Source organism: Clostridium aestuarii (genome assembly GCF_026735135.1).
In the GTDB taxonomy this organism is placed as follows: domain Bacteria; phylum Bacillota; class Clostridia; order Clostridiales; family Clostridiaceae; genus Clostridium_H; species Clostridium_H aestuarii.
Map to the genome: position 1 here is coordinate 820,966 of NZ_JAPQER010000001.1, position 16,480 is coordinate 837,445.

At 28.3% G+C, this 16,480-nt stretch carries 16 protein-coding genes; 3 read left to right on the plus strand and 13 right to left on the minus strand.

Annotated elements, in window-relative coordinates; translation table 11 throughout:
• Nucleotides 1–33: 33 nt before the first annotated feature.
• The 10 genes from OW763_RS03430 to OW763_RS03475 form a co-directional block, all read right to left on the minus strand.
• Nucleotides 34–1,197, minus strand: coding sequence for an iron-containing alcohol dehydrogenase (locus OW763_RS03430; RefSeq protein WP_268039656.1), 1,164 nt, complete (start codon nt 1,195–1,197; stop codon nt 34–36).
• A 20-nt stretch (nt 1,198–1,217) separates the two neighbouring features.
• Nucleotides 1,218–1,985, minus strand: coding sequence for a DeoR/GlpR family DNA-binding transcription regulator (locus OW763_RS03435; protein WP_268039657.1), 768 nt, complete (start codon nt 1,983–1,985; stop codon nt 1,218–1,220).
• A gap of 253 nt (nt 1,986–2,238) precedes the next feature.
• A complete protein-coding gene (locus tag OW763_RS03440; RefSeq protein WP_268039658.1) occupies nt 2,239–3,426 on the minus strand; it encodes a trans-sulfuration enzyme family protein in 1,188 nt (395 codons plus the stop codon).
• A gap of 19 nt (nt 3,427–3,445) precedes the next feature.
• On the minus strand, nt 3,446–4,477 hold the full coding sequence (locus OW763_RS03445; protein WP_268039659.1) for a 2-hydroxyacid dehydrogenase: 1,032 nt from the start codon (nt 4,475–4,477) through the stop codon (nt 3,446–3,448).
• Between the two features lie 58 nt (nt 4,478–4,535).
• Nucleotides 4,536–5,180: a class II aldolase/adducin family protein gene (locus tag OW763_RS03450; protein WP_268039660.1), complete on the minus strand. Its 645-nt coding sequence runs from the start codon at nt 5,178–5,180 to the stop codon at nt 4,536–4,538.
• Nucleotides 5,181–5,205: 25 nt separating this feature from the next.
• Entirely contained in the window at nt 5,206–6,750 is a 1,545-nt protein-coding gene (locus OW763_RS03455; RefSeq protein WP_268039661.1) for an FGGY-family carbohydrate kinase, read from the minus strand.
• A gap of 446 nt (nt 6,751–7,196) precedes the next feature.
• Nucleotides 7,197–7,382 (minus strand): DUF4177 domain-containing protein, encoded by a 186-nt coding sequence (locus OW763_RS03460; protein ID WP_268039662.1) that lies wholly within the window; start codon nt 7,380–7,382, stop codon nt 7,197–7,199.
• Nucleotides 7,383–7,784: 402 nt separating this feature from the next.
• A complete protein-coding gene (locus OW763_RS03465) occupies nt 7,785–9,788 on the minus strand; it encodes a glycoside hydrolase family 36 protein (RefSeq protein ID WP_268039663.1) in 2,004 nt (667 codons plus the stop codon).
• A gap of 206 nt (nt 9,789–9,994) precedes the next feature.
• A complete protein-coding gene (locus OW763_RS03470; protein WP_268039664.1) occupies nt 9,995–10,888 on the minus strand; it encodes a DMT family transporter in 894 nt (297 codons plus the stop codon).
• Nucleotides 10,889–10,980: 92 nt separating this feature from the next.
• The gene (locus OW763_RS03475; RefSeq protein WP_268039665.1) at nt 10,981–12,075 is read right to left on the minus strand and encodes an iron-containing alcohol dehydrogenase family protein; all 1,095 of its coding nucleotides are present in this window, start codon (nt 12,073–12,075) and stop codon (nt 10,981–10,983) included.
• Between the two features lie 143 nt (nt 12,076–12,218).
• Between OW763_RS03475 and OW763_RS03480 the strand changes: the two genes are divergently transcribed.
• A complete protein-coding gene (locus OW763_RS03480; RefSeq protein WP_268039666.1) occupies nt 12,219–12,947 on the plus strand; it encodes a glycerophosphodiester phosphodiesterase in 729 nt (242 codons plus the stop codon).
• A 46-nt stretch (nt 12,948–12,993) separates the two neighbouring features.
• Here OW763_RS03480 and OW763_RS03485 read toward each other — a convergent pair whose 3' ends face one another.
• On the minus strand, nt 12,994–13,593 hold the full coding sequence (locus OW763_RS03485) for a DUF502 domain-containing protein (protein ID WP_268039667.1): 600 nt from the start codon (nt 13,591–13,593) through the stop codon (nt 12,994–12,996).
• Nucleotides 13,594–13,768: 175 nt separating this feature from the next.
• Here OW763_RS03485 and OW763_RS03490 point away from each other — a divergent pair, with 175 nt between their 5' ends.
• Nucleotides 13,769–14,641, plus strand: a complete 873-nt coding sequence (locus OW763_RS03490; RefSeq protein ID WP_268039668.1) for a YitT family protein — start codon at nt 13,769–13,771, stop codon at nt 14,639–14,641.
• 57 nt (nt 14,642–14,698) lie between these two features.
• Here the strand turns inward: OW763_RS03490 and OW763_RS03495 are convergent, their stop codons facing one another.
• On the minus strand, nt 14,699–15,577 hold the full coding sequence (locus OW763_RS03495) for a DUF6414 family protein (protein WP_268039669.1): 879 nt from the start codon (nt 15,575–15,577) through the stop codon (nt 14,699–14,701).
• 202 nt (nt 15,578–15,779) lie between these two features.
• Here OW763_RS03495 and OW763_RS03500 point away from each other — a divergent pair, with 202 nt between their 5' ends.
• Complete coding sequence (locus OW763_RS03500; protein ID WP_268039670.1) at nt 15,780–16,028, plus strand: hypothetical protein; 249 nt, start codon at nt 15,780–15,782, stop codon at nt 16,026–16,028.
• A gap of 119 nt (nt 16,029–16,147) precedes the next feature.
• On the opposite strand, the gene OW763_RS03505 is transcribed toward OW763_RS03500, so the two are convergent.
• A complete protein-coding gene (locus tag OW763_RS03505) occupies nt 16,148–16,411 on the minus strand; it encodes an HPr family phosphocarrier protein (RefSeq protein ID WP_336296878.1) in 264 nt (87 codons plus the stop codon).
• Between the last annotated feature and the right edge of the window lie 69 nt (nt 16,412–16,480).

The window sequence follows — 16,480 nt, forward strand, 5'->3', positions numbered from 1 at the left end:
AATTTTTTATTAATAAATTCATTTTTATCTGAACTAAATTGCTAATTTTAAAATTTCAACTATATCTTCTTTTTTTAGCTGTTTAAATCTACCTACACACTCCGAATCGCCTACTGCTTTCATTGCCATTTCTTCAAATCTATCCACAGGAACTCCTGCTTCAGTTAAAGTAGTCTTTAGACCTAATGACTTAAAGAATTTTTCTAAGCAAATTATTCCTTTTTCAACTACAACATCTTTATCTTCTTCATCTGCAACTCCAAATACTCTTGTAGCTAACTGTGCAAATAGTTCCATATTTTGATGTTTAACATATTTCATCCACGCTGGGAAAATTATAGCCATACCAGCACCATGAGTTATATCATAAAGTGCACTTATTTCATGCTCAATTCTATGAGAACCCCAGTCTGAAATTCTACCAGCATCTAACATACCGTTATGCGAAACTGTTGCTAACCACATAATTTCTGAACAATTATCATAGTTTTTGGGTTCCTTCTTCATACGAGGTCCAACTTCTAAAACTGCCTTCATTGCACCTTCTAATAGGTGATCACTAAGTATTGCACTTTTTGTAGGAGTAAAATACCTTTCAAATAAATGAGATAAAATATCAGCTATTCCACAAGACATCAAGTATGGTGGTATTGTATAACACATCTCAGGATTTAAAATAGAAAACTCAGGAACAATTAATTCACAATCTATACCACATTTTAAGTTTTTTTCTTCATTAGTAATAATACTGCTTTCTGACATTTCTGAACCAGAACCTGGAATCGTTAGAACTGTTCCAACCTTTAAAGCTGATTTAGGCTCTGTTTTACCAGAATAGAAATCCCAAACATCACCATCATACTTTGTTCCTACTGCAATAGCTTTAGAAGAATCAATAGCACTTCCGCCACCAATTGCTAATACAAAATCAATGTTTTCTTCTTTACAAATCTTAATACCTTTACGTACTAAAGATAATCTTGGATTTGGAACAACACCATCTAAAACAACATATTCTATACCATTTTCTTCAAGAGATTTAGTAATTCTATCAAGAATTCCAAACTCTTTTAGATAATCCCCACCATAATGAACCAATACCTTACGGCTATGTTTTACAACATATTCACCTACAGTTTTTTCAGCACCTTTTCCAAAAATGATTCTAGTACCACTTTTAAACATAAAATTTTCCATACTTAATTTCCCCTCCTATCTTAACCTACAATAACTATTTCTATTTCATTTTTCATTAAAATATCCTTATATTTTTTCGGAATTTTTCTATCTGTTATAATCATGTCTAAATCATTCAGTTTGCAAATTTGATTAACTGACGGTGAATCAAATTTTGTATAATCCACAACCAAACATTTTTTCATTGAATTCGTTAACATGCACTTTCTTACAGTTGCTTCTAACTCATGATTATCTGTTACACCAAAGTCTGCACTTATAGAAGAACAACTTATAAAAGATTTGTCAGCAGATAATCTTTGTAAACTATCAGTTGTGATATATCCAACAAAAGAACTAGTACTTTTTCGAAGAGTTCCACCTAAACAAATTACCTTAACATTTTTGCTGTTCTCAAATTCAGATGCAATCTTTAGAGAGTTTGTAATAACAGTACATTTTTTCTTACTTGTATTTAAATTTTTAGCAATATATAGTGCAGTTGTGCTGCTGTCAAGCATCACACAATCTCCCTCGTCAATCAATTCAATACATTTTTCTCCAATTAATTGCTTTTCTTCTAAAAATATTTTTTCTCTTATCCTAATTGGCACTTCATTGTCTGATGTTTCAGATAAATAAGCACCACCTCGAACACGTTTTAATTTATTTTTTTTTCCAAGCTTCTCTAAATCTCTTCGAATTGTTTCTTCGGAAACATTTAACAACTCGCTTAAATTACTAATTATCACACTACCATTTTCAATTAATAATTCTTCTATTTTTTTCAACCTATCAACTGCTAACATTACTTTTTATCACCTTAACATTCTTTATTTGTTAACAATATCTTATCATAACTTACAACTTTATTCAACATTTAAAAACATATTATCACATTTCGACACATTTATTCACATTTTTTGAGATTCAGCTTAATCCTAGAAATCCTTATCCATGGTTGTAGCGCCACTTAATTTAATTCTTCAAAATCACTATTATAGTAAAATACCTCCGCAATAAGTAACGGAGGTTTTCTTGTGAAATTTTATAAATTGATTTCTACATTTTATCAAACGCCTGGTCTAAATCTGTTATAATGTCTTCAATATTTTCTATACCTATTGAAAGTCTTACTAATCCATCAGTTATTCCACTAGCTCTTCTTTCTTCTACCGGTAAAGATTTATGGGTCATGGAAGCTGGATGTTCTATAAGTGTTCCTACATCGCCAAGACTTACTGCAAGTTCTATCATTTCTAAGTTATCACAAAGCTGTCTAGCTTTATCTAATCCGCCCTTAACTTCAAATGATATTAGTGCTCCAAATCCCTTCATTTGTTTCTTAGCTAACTCATGTTGAGGGAAAGATTTAAGTCCTGGATAAAGAACCTTTTCTACTTTTGGATGAGCTTCTAAATATTCAGCAACCTTCATTGCATTGTTTATATGCTGTTCCATTCTTAAAGGAAGAGTCTGAATTCCACGTTTTACCAAGAAACATGTAAATGGTGAAACTAATGCTCCAATTTTAGTTACGCCTTCATGTAAACCTTTTTCAATAAATTCTTTAGAACCAACAACAACCCCTGCTATACAATCTCCATGACCATTTAAGTATTTTGTTGCACTATGCACAACTATATCTGCACCCAATTCAAGAGGTTTTTGAAGATATGGTGTCATAAATGTATTATCAACTACTAAACTCAAATTATGTGCTTTACAAAATTTTGATACTTCCTTTATATCCGTTATTCTTAGTGTAGGATTTGCTGGAGTTTCTATATGAACTACCTTTGTATTAGGTTTTAAAGCTTTTTCAAGTTCTTCAATCTTTGAAGTATCTACATAAGTTACATCAACTCCAAAAGGTCTTAGCATTTTATCAAATAATCCATATGTTCCTCCATAAACAACATCTCCACAGATTACATGATCTCCCGCCTTAAGTAGAGCCATATGTGCATTTGCTATTGCAGCCATTCCTGATCCAAATACTTTACAAGCTTCTCCGCCTTCAAGCGCTGCTATTTTTTCTTCGAGCTGTATTTCTGTAGGACTATGGTCTCTTCCATAAAGATATCCAAATTTTTCACCTGTAAATATTTTTCCTGCTTCTTCTGTGCTTTCATATGCATAAGTAGATGTTTGATATATAGGGGATACCAAGGCTCCTGTAGCTGGACAAGGTTTACTTCCTACATGTACTGCCTTTGTATTTTCTCCCCATTTTTCTATATTAGTCATTTTGTATTCCTCCTCAGTTCTATTTATATTCGTACAACATTCCTTCACCATTTAAAAATCTCTTAACATCTTCCACAATCATCTTAGTATGATTGTCTATAGCATCATAAGTAGCTCCTGCTAAATGAGGTGTAATAACAATGTTATCAAGTTCTTTTACAAAAGGGTGTTTCTTATATATTGGTTCTGATTCGAATACATCCAATGCTGCCCCTGCTATTTTTCTTTCTCTTAAAGCTTCTATTAAAGCTTCTTCATCAACAATTGCCCCTCTTGATGTATTTATGAAATAAGCTGTTTCTTTCATCTTATTAAATTCTTCTTTCCCCATAAGTCCTCTTGTACTTTCATCAACTTTACAATGACAAGTTATAAAATCTGATTCTCTAAGAAGTTTATCAAATGATACTTTTTCTTGAACAACGTCATTTATCTCTATTTCAGATAAAAATGGATCATAAATATATATTTTCATACCAAAAGCTCTTGCAATATTCCCTACTCTTTTTCCTATACTTCCATATCCAACCAAACCTAAAATATGCCCTTTAAGCTGCATTCCCTTAAATAATACATAAGGAGTTCCTTCACCTAAAGCCCAAGTTACATCTTCTTTTAATCCTGCCTGAACAACATTTTTAACTTTTTCATCTGCTACATGCATTCCATCCTTAAGGCTTTTATAAGCCATAGGAATTTTTCTTCCTATGCTCATCATTAAAGCTATTGTAAACTCTGCAGTACAATCCGAATTTCTCCCTGGTGTATATATAATTGGTATATTTCTATCATTAGCTGCTTTAATGTCAATATTAACTGGATTAGCTCTAGTGCAAGCTATTAATTTTAAATCACTACATTCATCAATAACTTTTTTTGTTATTGGATCATAACTAGTTATTAATATATCTTTCCCTTGCAGAAGTTCAATCATCTCATCTTCTTCAAGTTTTCTAAGTTCCTTACACCAACCAGCAATTTTAATTTCGCAATATTTTTCTAATTCTTTTAACATTTCTTCATTTATTTCAGCAGTTACTAATACCTTCACAACATCACCTACTCTCATTTTTTCTGTATTCAATGCATTACTTTAAATTACACTATAATTATTTACCGTACTTATTTAAGAAAAAATCTCTCATAAAATCAACATCTTTATCATCTAAAGCTACTGGATTTCCCATAGCCTTTGCTAAGCAATAAGATTTAAGTGACACTTCTACTACATTTGTAATTTTAAATGCATCTTGTAAATCTTTTCCTACACAAACGCCACCATGATTTGCAAGTAAAACTGCCATTCTATCGTCTAACGCTTCTACACAGTTACGTGCAAGTTCTGGCGAACCTGGCAATCCATATTTAGCTGTTTTTATTCCTCCACCAACTATTTGAGCCATTTCATCTAATACTGGAGGTACATCTTCCCTTGTAGCTGCTACCGTACAAGTATAAATAGAATGTGTATGAATTACAGCATTTACATCTTCTCTATTTTTATAAATCCCCAAATGAAGGCCTGCTTCTATAGAAGGTTTTTTACCTGATACTAAATTTTCATCCATATCTACTAAAGACATCATTTCTGGAGTAATTTTTTCATAATCCACACCACTTGGTGTTATAACCATGTATTTTTTATCCTTAGTTCTCACACTAAGATTTCCCCATGTTCCTACAGTTAAACCACTGTTTAACATTTTCTTTCCAGCTTCAATTACCATTTTCTTTTCTTCAATATAATTACACATTAACAATCACCTCTACCAAAAATTTTTAATATTCTGAATGAAAAATTTCTTTTCTTACATTCCATAAATTATTTTCAACTTCTCTAAGTTCCTTATAAAGTTTATATATTTTTTCATATTTTTTATTGTTTTTTTCTTCTGGTATAAAACATTTCTTAACCTTTAAAGTATTTAATGATGCATTAACAATATCTTTATAAATACCTATCTCTACTCCAGCAGCAAGTGCAGCTCCTCTTGCTGCAAATTCATTTCCCTTCGAAATTATTACTTCTTTTCCAGTACAATCAGAAATTATCTGTGCCCAATAAAAGCTTTTAGCACCACCGCCGCCTAAATATATTTTCCCTGAATTATTCATTCCTTGTAAACAATCTTTGATTGAGAGGGCTATACCTTCATAAACAGCTTTTAACAAGTGGTACTTTTCTGAATTAGCTGATATACCAAAGAATTGAGCTCTAGCATTTGGATTAGAAAATGGAGCTCTTTCTCCTCCCGTACTTATATATGGATGATAAATAACACCACCAGCGCCAACAGGTATATCCTTGATTTTTTCTTCTAAAATTCTATATAAATTCTTATTTTTTTCCTCTGCTAATTTTTTTTCTTCTATAAAAAAATTATTTATAATCCAATCTAAATTAGGAGTTCCTGCCATAGATGCAATAACGTTTAAATATAGATTGTCTACTGCATGACATTCAAAACCAAAAGCATTATCTGTATTGTTTTTATAAGATGATTTTACAACTTCATTACAGCACGTTGTTCCAAGTATAGTACAAGAATCGCCTTCTTTTACAGCTCCCATTCCTACAGCAGATGCTACTACATCCATCATGCCAGCAGCTACAGGAGTTCCTTCACTTAATCCTGTAAGCTTTGCAATATCTTTGCTTATAGTTCCTGATAATTCATAAGGTTTAATTATATCTGCAAATAAATATTCATATTCCTTTATATCTAAAATTTTCATAAGTTCAGAAGAATTTTTTTTGCTCTCCAAATCCAATATAGAAGTTGAAGCATCTGTAATTTCTAAACTTATATTTCCAGTAAGCTTATATTTAAGCCAATCTTTACAAAAGAAACAGTACGCTGCTTTTCTTAAATCATCAGGCTCATTTTCTTTTAACCATTTTAAAATTATTGATGTTGCTCCTTGAAATGGATAAGAACCTGTAATTTCTTTTATCTTATCTGATTGTTTTTTATCTTTTTTAATCTCTTCAGCAATATTAGAAGCTCTTCCATCAGACCATAAAATAGCATTTCTTACCGGATTACCTTGAGCATCTATAAGCCAGCATCCTTCACCTTGTCCAGTAATACCTATGCCTAATATTGAATCTGAATCTATATTGTTGTTCTCTATAATTTCTTTAATAGCATCACAAAGATCAGCCCACAATAAATTCATATCCTGTTCTGTCCATGTTCTATGTTTTCTTATAATTTTGTTTTTTCTAGATGAAATGAATTTTTCTTCGCCATCAATGCCAAATAATACAGCTTTTACATTTGAAGTCCCTGCGTCAATTCCCAATAAGTATTTTTCTTCCAATCTTATCACCTCCTCTAGCTGTTTTAGGTAACTATGTCACCATTATCATTAGTATTTTTCGAAATATTATTTTAATTTTATTACATTTGCTCAATACCGTTACTTTTGTCATTAAGTATATTATAAAGAATTTTTTTAAAGAATTCAATACTATTTTCTGAAATAATAAAATTTTCTGACGTTAACAGTTGCTAGAATAGTATATATAAATAGAATTTGAGAATTGAGTTTTGCTTAATTCTTTTCTTTACGAGGAAAACACGTCAACTAAGAAAAGTGCGTAGCACTTTTCTTATATGGTAAAAAATTAATTTCTGCTTATATAATAAAATAAGTTTTATTTATATAATTAAAGAAACTCAGTTTATCTATAGAATAAATGGATTAATGTCAAATTAAAAAAGATATGTCTACTGAAATGATAAAAGTCTAAAATAAATTTATTTTTATTCTTCTATTTTTTTTTGAAATATTATTTCATATTCTGTAGGTTGACCGTATGAATCATAATGCATAGGAAGAGCTTGTATCACTTTCCATCCTTCTTTAACATGTTTATCAATTATTTCCTTATGGTCTGCCTCTGAAAAGCCCCCTTCTAAATTCACAGGCACATATTTGTATTTATACATATAAAATTCACCTTTCTTTTTCTTTAATTTCCTTACTTAAATGTGGAAATTGGATAATTCCAAAATTATATAGCATACAAATTTCATTGCTTACTATTTCCAAAATTTCTCGTCTATAATTATACCATATTATAACTTTAATACCATTAAATATTAGATTTAAGGTGTAATAATATTATATCTAAACTATAGGTGAAAATATAACAAAATTACTTTAAAAATTGTTAAAGATTGTGGATATATTATAGCATTCTCCACAACCAGAAGATGATCTGATAAGTCTGATGGAATTTTATACTTAAATAGAGTTTATATAAGTGATTTTTTGATAAAACAGTTAACGCTCATATGCTTAAAATGGCATATGAGCGTCAATTATAATAATATTGCTCCACGATATTATTATAATGTAATTACTAAATATTCTTCTTTTCTTTCATATTCATGTTTTTTTCCATTAACAAATATCTCTACATATTTATCTTTAACCTTAAGATAAATATTATCTCTATTAATAAATTTATCATTAAGTTGTATATATATTCGTCCTTCTTGTTCTTCTAAAATATCAATTTCATATCCTGGCAGCAAGTGTCCTGTAGACCCTAAAAAACATGTGGTTTTACTATCGTTTATTTTATGTAAACATTTTGACTCATAAGGTTTTAATTTAATATTGATACTGCCATTGACAATTAAATCTTTATTATTAGAATCAAAATATTTTCCCTTAGGAAGTTTTACTTTTACTTCTGAACCTTTAAGATTAGATAACACTATATATTTTTTCCCTTTAGCTTCAAACAAGATTTCATAAACATCTTTCTTGCCATTTATATAATTTACATCCCCTTTTATTTTAGGAAACATAGATTTAAAAAGATACATTTCTTCATCATCATATTCATTTATATTGTCTGATAAAAATACTAATCCTCCTAATAAATTATTTAATAGCAGTAAAGAATATTTTTGTTCTTTGTTAAGCTTATTGCTTTGTTTTCTAAGTAAACATCCACTAGAAACATTATAGAAAACATTACCATTTAATCTAAATCTTGCTATAGTATTATTTAATGCTGATATCGTTGATGCTCTTTCTCTACATCTTAAAATCTTTAATTTTTTATCTTCCCAATAAGCAGCTGTATCTGCACCTATTCTGCAAAAATCCACTTTACCAAATGCAGCTGACAAAGGTACCCCTGATGCCAATATAACTGCTCTCTCTCCTATTATATCATTTAAAAATTCTATAACATCTTTCATTATACCAGCTCTAGTTTTACCTTTTCTAGGAATAAGTGCTGCTGCATATAAAAAATCAAGCTTGACCACTTTGTAGCCCCATATGTTAATCATAACATAAAATATATTAGCTAAATTTTCTCTAAACTTTAAATTGTAAAAATCCAAAGCATAGAATTTGCCTCCCCATTTTGAATTATACCCCACTGCAACTGGCTTACCACTTTTATCCTTTAGAAGCCATTCTTTATGATTTTTAAATATTTTAGAATTTTTTTCACATATAAATGGAGCAACCCAAATACCTGGTTGATATCCTGCAGATTTAATTTTATATGAAATAAAATTCATACCTAAAGGAAATTTTTCATTTATAGAAAGCCAATCTCCTACTGCTGTTTGATATCCATCATCAATCTCAATTATATCCATAGGTATATTTTTATTCTTAATATTTTCAATGTTTTCTAATACTATATCCTGAGTTACATCTCCATAGTAATTATATAAGCTAGTCCACCCTATGCCCATATCTGCAGATTCTTTCTTATTCTTAAAAAACGAGAAGTAATTTTTAAAGCTATTCTTATCACTTCCATAGCCCATATAAAGTTTTAGGAAACAAATTTCGCCCGTAGTTTTAAGTCCACTACAATCCTTTGTAATCTTTAATTTATTACTTTTCAAATCTGCTTCAAATATAGTATAACCATATTCTTCATCTACTGAACCTAAAAACAATGTTTTATCATTATTTCCTTTAAAGTAAGTAAAAGTATATGAATGTAATACTCCCTTTTTCCCCTTATAATCATAGAAATAATAATCCCCACACGTCTCCATCTTTGATTTCATAACAGAACTTAAATTTTTAAGTTCATCATTTTTGCTCATTTCGCCACTTTCTGTCCATGATTGATACCCATTAACAAACATATTCTTGTTTTTTAATTCCAAAGAATATTCCATAAAAAACTTTTCTAGTACAATTTCTTTTTTAGTAAGTATTATAACCTCAAGCATACTCTCATCACATTGATGGATATTTTTAAACTCAAGCCTTATGTCATCGTTTTCTATAGCTTCAAACAAATTTAAAGTTATTTCTTTTAATTTATCTTTCTTATAATAAGAAATATATATTTTTTCTATATTCATATACTCCTCCTAGAAATTAATCTTTATAGATAATTTATCCAGTAATATAAATATACTTTCCTTTACATCTAATTAAAACTAAATAGTCTATATTTATATAATATAATAACCATTCTACAAATTAAAGCAAAATTTTGTTACTATATTTTAAATTGTTAATAAAAAAATCACCATTTTAAATGGTAATTTTTAAATAATTACTATATTCATATACTTAATTTAATCTTTTCTTTACTTTTTTCTGTAATAGTAAGAACAAAAACAGAAAAAATTATAAGCATAATTCCAATTATAATAGAAAGGCTCATTTTTTCTTTTAAAATCAATATACCTAACAAAACACTAACAATCGGTTCCAAAGTGCTTAATATTGAAGCACTAGAAGATCCAATTATTTTAATTCCTTTAGCAAAAGTTACCAGAGCCAATATACTCGATATAACAGCTACACCTATAATATCTATAACTGTATGATATGTAAATACTACTTTAATACCAACTGTAAATTTTGCGAAAATAAACATAAATACCGCTGAAACTAAGGTTACATAAAAAGTAAGTATTAAGCTATCCATTTCTCTACCTTCACCTTTATCAATTCCTATAATATATAAAGAATAAAAAACTCCCGAAATAATTGCTAAAACTACTCCTTTAATATTAAGTTGTATATTGCTAGTACATATTAAACAATAAACACCTGCTGCTGATAATATAATGGAAAAAATTTTACCAAAATATATTTTTTCCTTATAAATTAAAACCATTAAAATAGTAACAGCAGCTGGATATATAAAATGAAGAGTTGTCGCTAACCCTGTAGAAATATAGCTGTAAGATAAAAAAAGACAAATTCCTGTACATCCATATCCTATTGTTCCCAAAAACAACATATGAACTAATTGTTTTTTATTTATTTTAAAATTTATTCTTTTTATTAAAAAATACATCAATAATATAGCTGCCGCTACTAATCCTCTAAAAAACAGTATAGTTATAGAATTAGTTCCTCTATTATACGCATCCTTAGTCCAAATTGGTGTAAGTCCAAATGCTGCTGAAGACATCATCGCATAAAAAACCCCATGTATTTTTTTCATATTACTACCCCTCTTATATCAATAATAGTAAATAAATCCCAAACACCATTATAATACATCGTTTGGAATTTGTGTTGAAACTTTTATATTTATTATAAACTTTTTTTATAAATATTAAAAATGTCTTCTTTAGTTACTTTATCAGGATGATTTTTAAGCTTAGCTTTATTGTTTATTATAACTTCAGCATATTCATTCATCTCTTCTTTATTTATTGACTCTTTTCTACCCAAAATCTCCTGTAGAAAACAACCAAACTCATTAAGACTATTTAAATTGATTAATGTTAATATATTATTAACCTTCTTCTTATCATGACATAATTCTAAATATGCTTTTAATAAAAGTCCATTAGCCCTCCCATGTGGAATACCCTTAAAATATGTCAATGAATAGCCCATACCATGTGGAAGAGAAGTTCCTGTTTGAGTAATAACCATCCCACCTAATGTTGACATTAATAGAAGTTTTTCTCGTATTTCATAAGTGAAATCCCTATTCTTCATAGCTTCTATACATTCTCCAAATATCTTAATCCCCTTTTCTGCCACAGCATCACTTAAAAAATTTGCTTTTGTTGTTAAATATCCTTCAATTAAATGTGATAGTGCATCTATAGCTGTATTTATAGTAACGCTCTCTGGTGCTGTCATTAAATATTTGGCATCTAAAAATGCTACTTTAGGAAATACTTTTTGATAAAAATTTCTTTTAGTTTTAACTCTATGATCTGTAAAAATTGCATAAGGTGTTACTTCTGTTCCTGTTCCAGCTGTAGTAGGTATAGCAATTATAGGAATAGACTCTAATTTTGGTTCTGTAAATAAATTTTCAATCTCAGCTTCTTTATTTTTCAACATTATTCCTACAGCTTTTGATGTATCAATAGGAGACCCTCCTCCAATTCCTATTATATAGTCTACGTCTTTCTCTCTTCCAATTTGAGCTGCTTTTTCTACTGTTTCTAACGAAGGATTTTCTTCTACTTCATCAAATATATAGTAATCAACATTTTTTTCTTTTAAAACATTTATTACATCCTCTAATGAGCCATTCTTTTTAGAAGAACTTTTCCCTGTTATAACAAAAGCCCTTTTCCCAAAACTTTCAATCAACTCAGCCTTATTTTTCACAATATTTTTTCCATAAAAAATTTCAGTGGGCATAAAATATCTAAAATCTTTCATTTTCAACTCACTCCTTTGATTTTAATTATCTATAACTATTATATCTTTCAGTTACTAATACTACAATTTTATAGAGTTTTAAAATTTTATAATATATAACTGCATATAATTTATATAATATTAAATTTTAGGGAGATGTATTTATGCTAATAAATTATGCCCACAGGGGTGCTAGTGCATATTATCCAGAGAATACTATGATTGCTTTTGAAAAGTCTATAGAATTGGGTGCAACTGGGATTGAAACAGATGTTCAAATGACAAAAGATGGCGTTTTAATTTTAATACATGATGAAACAATAAATAGAACAACAAATGATAAAGGGTTTGTTAAAGATTTTACTTATGAGGAATTAAGAAATTTAGATGCTGGTTCATGGTTCTCAGATGAGTTTAAAGGAATTAAAATTCCTCCACTTAAAGAACTTATGGATTTTTTACAGGATAAAAAAAATATCAAATTAAATATTGAATTAAAAAATAATATTATTATCTACGACAAAATTGAGGAAAAAGTTATTAAAATGATATATGAATATGGAATGCAGGATAGAATTATACTTTCAAGTTTTAATCATTATACTTTAAGGCAATGTAAAAAAATATCAAAAAAAATAAAGATAGGACTTTTATATACAGCTGGATTATATCAACCTGAAAAATATGCAAGACGCTTAGGTGCTGAAGCACTTCATCCTTATTTCTATGCTGTAAATTCTCATCATATAATTAAAAGAATAAAAAAATCTGGAATAATGTTAAACCCTTATACAATTGATGAAGAAAAAGATATGAAAAGATTTATAGATTTAAATGTGGATGGAATAATAACAAATTATCCTGATAAATTAAAAAATATTTTGCTGAATTAAATCCTTTCTTGTTGTTAAATCAACTTAAAGTGTAAAATAAAAGGAGCTAAATTCTCCTTTTATTTTTTAGTATATCAGGTGTAATAGCCCCCATAGAAATAATCGACTTTATTGCTTCATCTATTGTTATATCAAGCACTTCTACACTATCCTTGTCCACATAAATTAAAAATCCATTTGTTGGATTAGGTGTAGTAGGTACAAAAACAGCAACCCTATCAGAATTTGATATTTGAATATTATCATTAGTTATAAATCCTATACTTTTTATATCTTTATTAGGAAAATCAATAATAACAACTTTATTAAATTTTTTATTATTAACACCTAAATTTGGAATCATTTTGCTTACTTCTTTAACCGATGAATAAATACTTTGAGCTATAGGTATTTTTGAAATAGCTTTTTCAATTATTTCTATTAACTTTTCACCTAAATAATACTTTGTTATAAATCCAACTAAAATTATAAAACCTATAGTAGTTAAAAATCCAATTCCTACTATTCTTTCACCAACAATTTTATTTATAAACCCAGCTGAAAAAGAATCGACTATCATAAATAGTTTATATAATATAAATATTGTTATCCCTATAGGTAAAATAGCCGTTATCCCAGCTAAAAATAAATTTAATAATCTTTTCATTTCACTGTCCCCTTATAATATTTATAGCTTTATTAAGCATCCACTATGTTAATAATGCTTAACATTTTTCGGTATTATATTCATATCAATATAGAATTAATATTTGTTTGTATATATAATAAATCTCATATATAATAATTACAATATTAATTATCTATAAAAATGGAGGACTAAAATGATTTCATGTTTAGAAATGACAAAAACAGACTTTATAAAAAAGATTATATTAATAGTACTAGGCAGCTTTATTTATGCTATAGGATTTAATCTTTTTATAATTCCAAGCAAATTATTAAGTGGTGGATTATCTGGAGTAATTCTTATTTTTCACTATTTATTTAATATTTCTGTAGGTTTATTGTTCATTGTATTTAATATACCTCTTTTTATTCTCAGTATTTTAAAAATAAATAAAAAATTCACAATACTCACGGGAATAGGTACAGCTGTTTTATCTATTGCTCTTATTGTAACTACTCCTTTAACTAATGTTTTAGCACCTGTATCTGAGGCTCATAAACTTCTATATTGCTTATACGGAGGAGCGCTTACAGGATTAGGACTTGGAATAGTATTTTCAACAGAAGGCTCAACTGGTGGATTAGATATTATAATTATTCTAGTAAAGAAAAAATACAATATGGATATAGGCATGGCTAATTTTGTAGTAAACCTTATAGTTATTGCTGCCGGCTCAATACTTTTTGGTTTCAAAACTGCTTTATACACTTTAATTGTTATGTATGCTTGCTCTTTATTTATGGACAAGCTTATGAAAGGGTTTAGTAAACAAAAAATGTTGCTAATCGTAACAGAAAAAGAAAAAGAGATAAGTTATGCTGTAATGAATAAAATAAAAAGAGGCTTAACAATTCTATATGGTGAAGGAGCATATACAAAGTCTAAAAGAGAAATTATGTATTGTGTAGTTTCTCCAAGGCAACTTCCAGAAGTAAAAAATCTAATTAAAGAAATTGATAGAGATGCCTTTATTTCAGTAATAGATACGTCAGAAGTACAAGGAAAAGGTTTTATAAATTTATTATAGAACAAAAGCATATGCTGGTAAAAATATATTTTACACAGCATATGCTTTTGTTTAAATCTAAATATATACTATAATAGGAACTATTTCTATAACAGGATCATTTCCATCAGCAATTTCCATATTGCGAAGCCCTTTAATCAAAGAAGTATCCTTTAAAAATCTCTTTTTAAACTCATTTAAATGTTGCTGATTTAGATATTCAAAACATGTACTTCTCATTATATCCATATTTTTTTTATTTGTACTTTTCTCATCTGTAATTTTTACAACTTTTCCTATTACAGAAACTTTACTATTAGCTATATAATCGATATTATCTTTTAAACAATTTACCTCTAGCGGAACTATAATTTTAGTTTTAGTATTACATATACCATCTGCAATAAAATTTAAACACCTTTCTTGCTTGTGCTGACTCATTTTTCTTTTAAGAAGTGCTATAATCTCTTTTTTCATTTTATCATCATTAATATCATCATTTTCTTTGTTATAAGGTTCAAAAGCAAGTTGCATCTCCATTACATTAACAATATTTTCCATATATTCAATTAAGGGATCTTTCTTTAGTTCACAGCTAAATTGAACAAAGTTCTTCTCTTGTATTTTACTAATATCCTGTTTAGTATTTAAATTTTTCAACAAATTTTCTTTAACCAATATATCTATCATACCTAAAAAAACCCTTATCTCTTTTGAAATAATCTCCTCTGCCTCTGTTTTTGAAAATTCATCAAAAAAATCTATATTGAACGTTCCCTGTACATACTTTCCACATGTAACATTGCTTAGTGGAGTAGTAATCTTAATAGCCTTAGTACTTCTATTATTTATGCTTCTATGTTCAGCAAATTCTTGTACAACTATAGTAAATAAATTATTTACCATATCATTGTTTAAATATAAAGGTATTATAGCACTATTAGTAAAACTGTACATAATAAGATTTTCTCTCCTTAAAATCATGTTGATACTTAATTTTATAATTTCATAATTTTTTTTAGAACAAAATTATAATAAATTCTATTAATATAAGTCACAATAAACACTTTTAAAACATATATTAATTATGGGACAAGCTAAACAAAGCGGCTCCCATCGCATCTAAGAATCACAAGATTGAAAAGGGGGTTACAAATCGATGAAATGTGGTTGTACAAAAAATGTAGATGTCGTTATTATTGCTTGTAAAGTAAATTGTTGTGGATTCTGCAACGAAGGCAATATAGTAGTTTGTGCTTCTAGTACACCTAGAATTCCAGTAGGAACTGATTGTGCAGATGCTATAGCTGGACTTCTTTCTAGAGGATTTGAATTAATAAATACTGAAACAATTCCATGTGGTAAGGAAATTGTTCATACCTTTGCAAGATTTAGAAGAACTGAATAAGTATAAAAAACCATCAATTCAGAACTTTGATTCCGAATTGATGGTTCTTCTTATCTGAAGAAGTTACATAATCATACAATTACATAGCTACATACAAGTTTCATTGTTCACTACTTGATTTATACATCAAAATTATTTTCAATAATATTTTTCATTTCTTGAATTGCTTGTAGCTCATCCCAACCTTCTGCAACTATTAACACTTCATCTCCACAATTTAACCCCATGTTTAAAACATCATTAGTATTGTCAGCATTACAATAACTATTTTCTTTAAACATATTTATTGTTGAATCATACTTTTTAGATTCTTTTGATATCATAGAAGCTAATATTTCTTCAGCACCATCTTTACTGTTTACCTTAATATAGTTCTGTATAATTTAAATCGCCTCCTCTATATGTTTATAAGATTACATATCTACATGCAAGTTTAATTGTTCAATTATATT

Excerpts from the sequence above, each read along its gene's own strand:
- OW763_RS03430 (WP_268039656.1), bottom strand. The coding sequence starts at position 1,197 with ATGGAAAATTTTATGTTTAAAAGTGGTACTAGAATCATTTTTGGAAAA.
- OW763_RS03435 (WP_268039657.1), bottom strand. The coding sequence starts at position 1,985 with ATGTTAGCAGTTGATAGGTTGAAAAAAATAGAAGAATTATTAATTGAA.
- OW763_RS03440 (WP_268039658.1), bottom strand. The coding sequence starts at position 3,426 with ATGACTAATATAGAAAAATGGGGAGAAAATACAAAGGCAGTACATGTA.
- OW763_RS03450 (WP_268039660.1), bottom strand. The coding sequence starts at position 5,180 with ATGTGTAATTATATTGAAGAAAAGAAAATGGTAATTGAAGCTGGAAAG.
- OW763_RS03460 (WP_268039662.1), bottom strand. The coding sequence starts at position 7,382 with ATGTATAAATACAAATATGTGCCTGTGAATTTAGAAGGGGGCTTTTCA.
- OW763_RS03465 (WP_268039663.1), bottom strand. The coding sequence starts at position 9,788 with ATGAATATAGAAAAAATATATATTTCTTATTATAAGAAAGATAAATTA.
- OW763_RS03470 (WP_268039664.1), bottom strand. The coding sequence starts at position 10,888 with ATGAAAAAAATACATGGGGTTTTTTATGCGATGATGTCTTCAGCAGCA.
- OW763_RS03475 (WP_268039665.1), bottom strand. The coding sequence starts at position 12,075 with ATGAAAGATTTTAGATATTTTATGCCCACTGAAATTTTTTATGGAAAA.
- OW763_RS03480 (WP_268039666.1), top strand. The coding sequence starts at position 12,219 with ATGCTAATAAATTATGCCCACAGGGGTGCTAGTGCATATTATCCAGAG.
- OW763_RS03485 (WP_268039667.1), bottom strand. The coding sequence starts at position 13,593 with ATGAAAAGATTATTAAATTTATTTTTAGCTGGGATAACGGCTATTTTA.
- OW763_RS03490 (WP_268039668.1), top strand. The coding sequence starts at position 13,769 with ATGATTTCATGTTTAGAAATGACAAAAACAGACTTTATAAAAAAGATT.
- OW763_RS03495 (WP_268039669.1), bottom strand. The coding sequence starts at position 15,577 with ATGTACAGTTTTACTAATAGTGCTATAATACCTTTATATTTAAACAAT.
- OW763_RS03500 (WP_268039670.1), top strand. The coding sequence starts at position 15,780 with ATGAAATGTGGTTGTACAAAAAATGTAGATGTCGTTATTATTGCTTGT.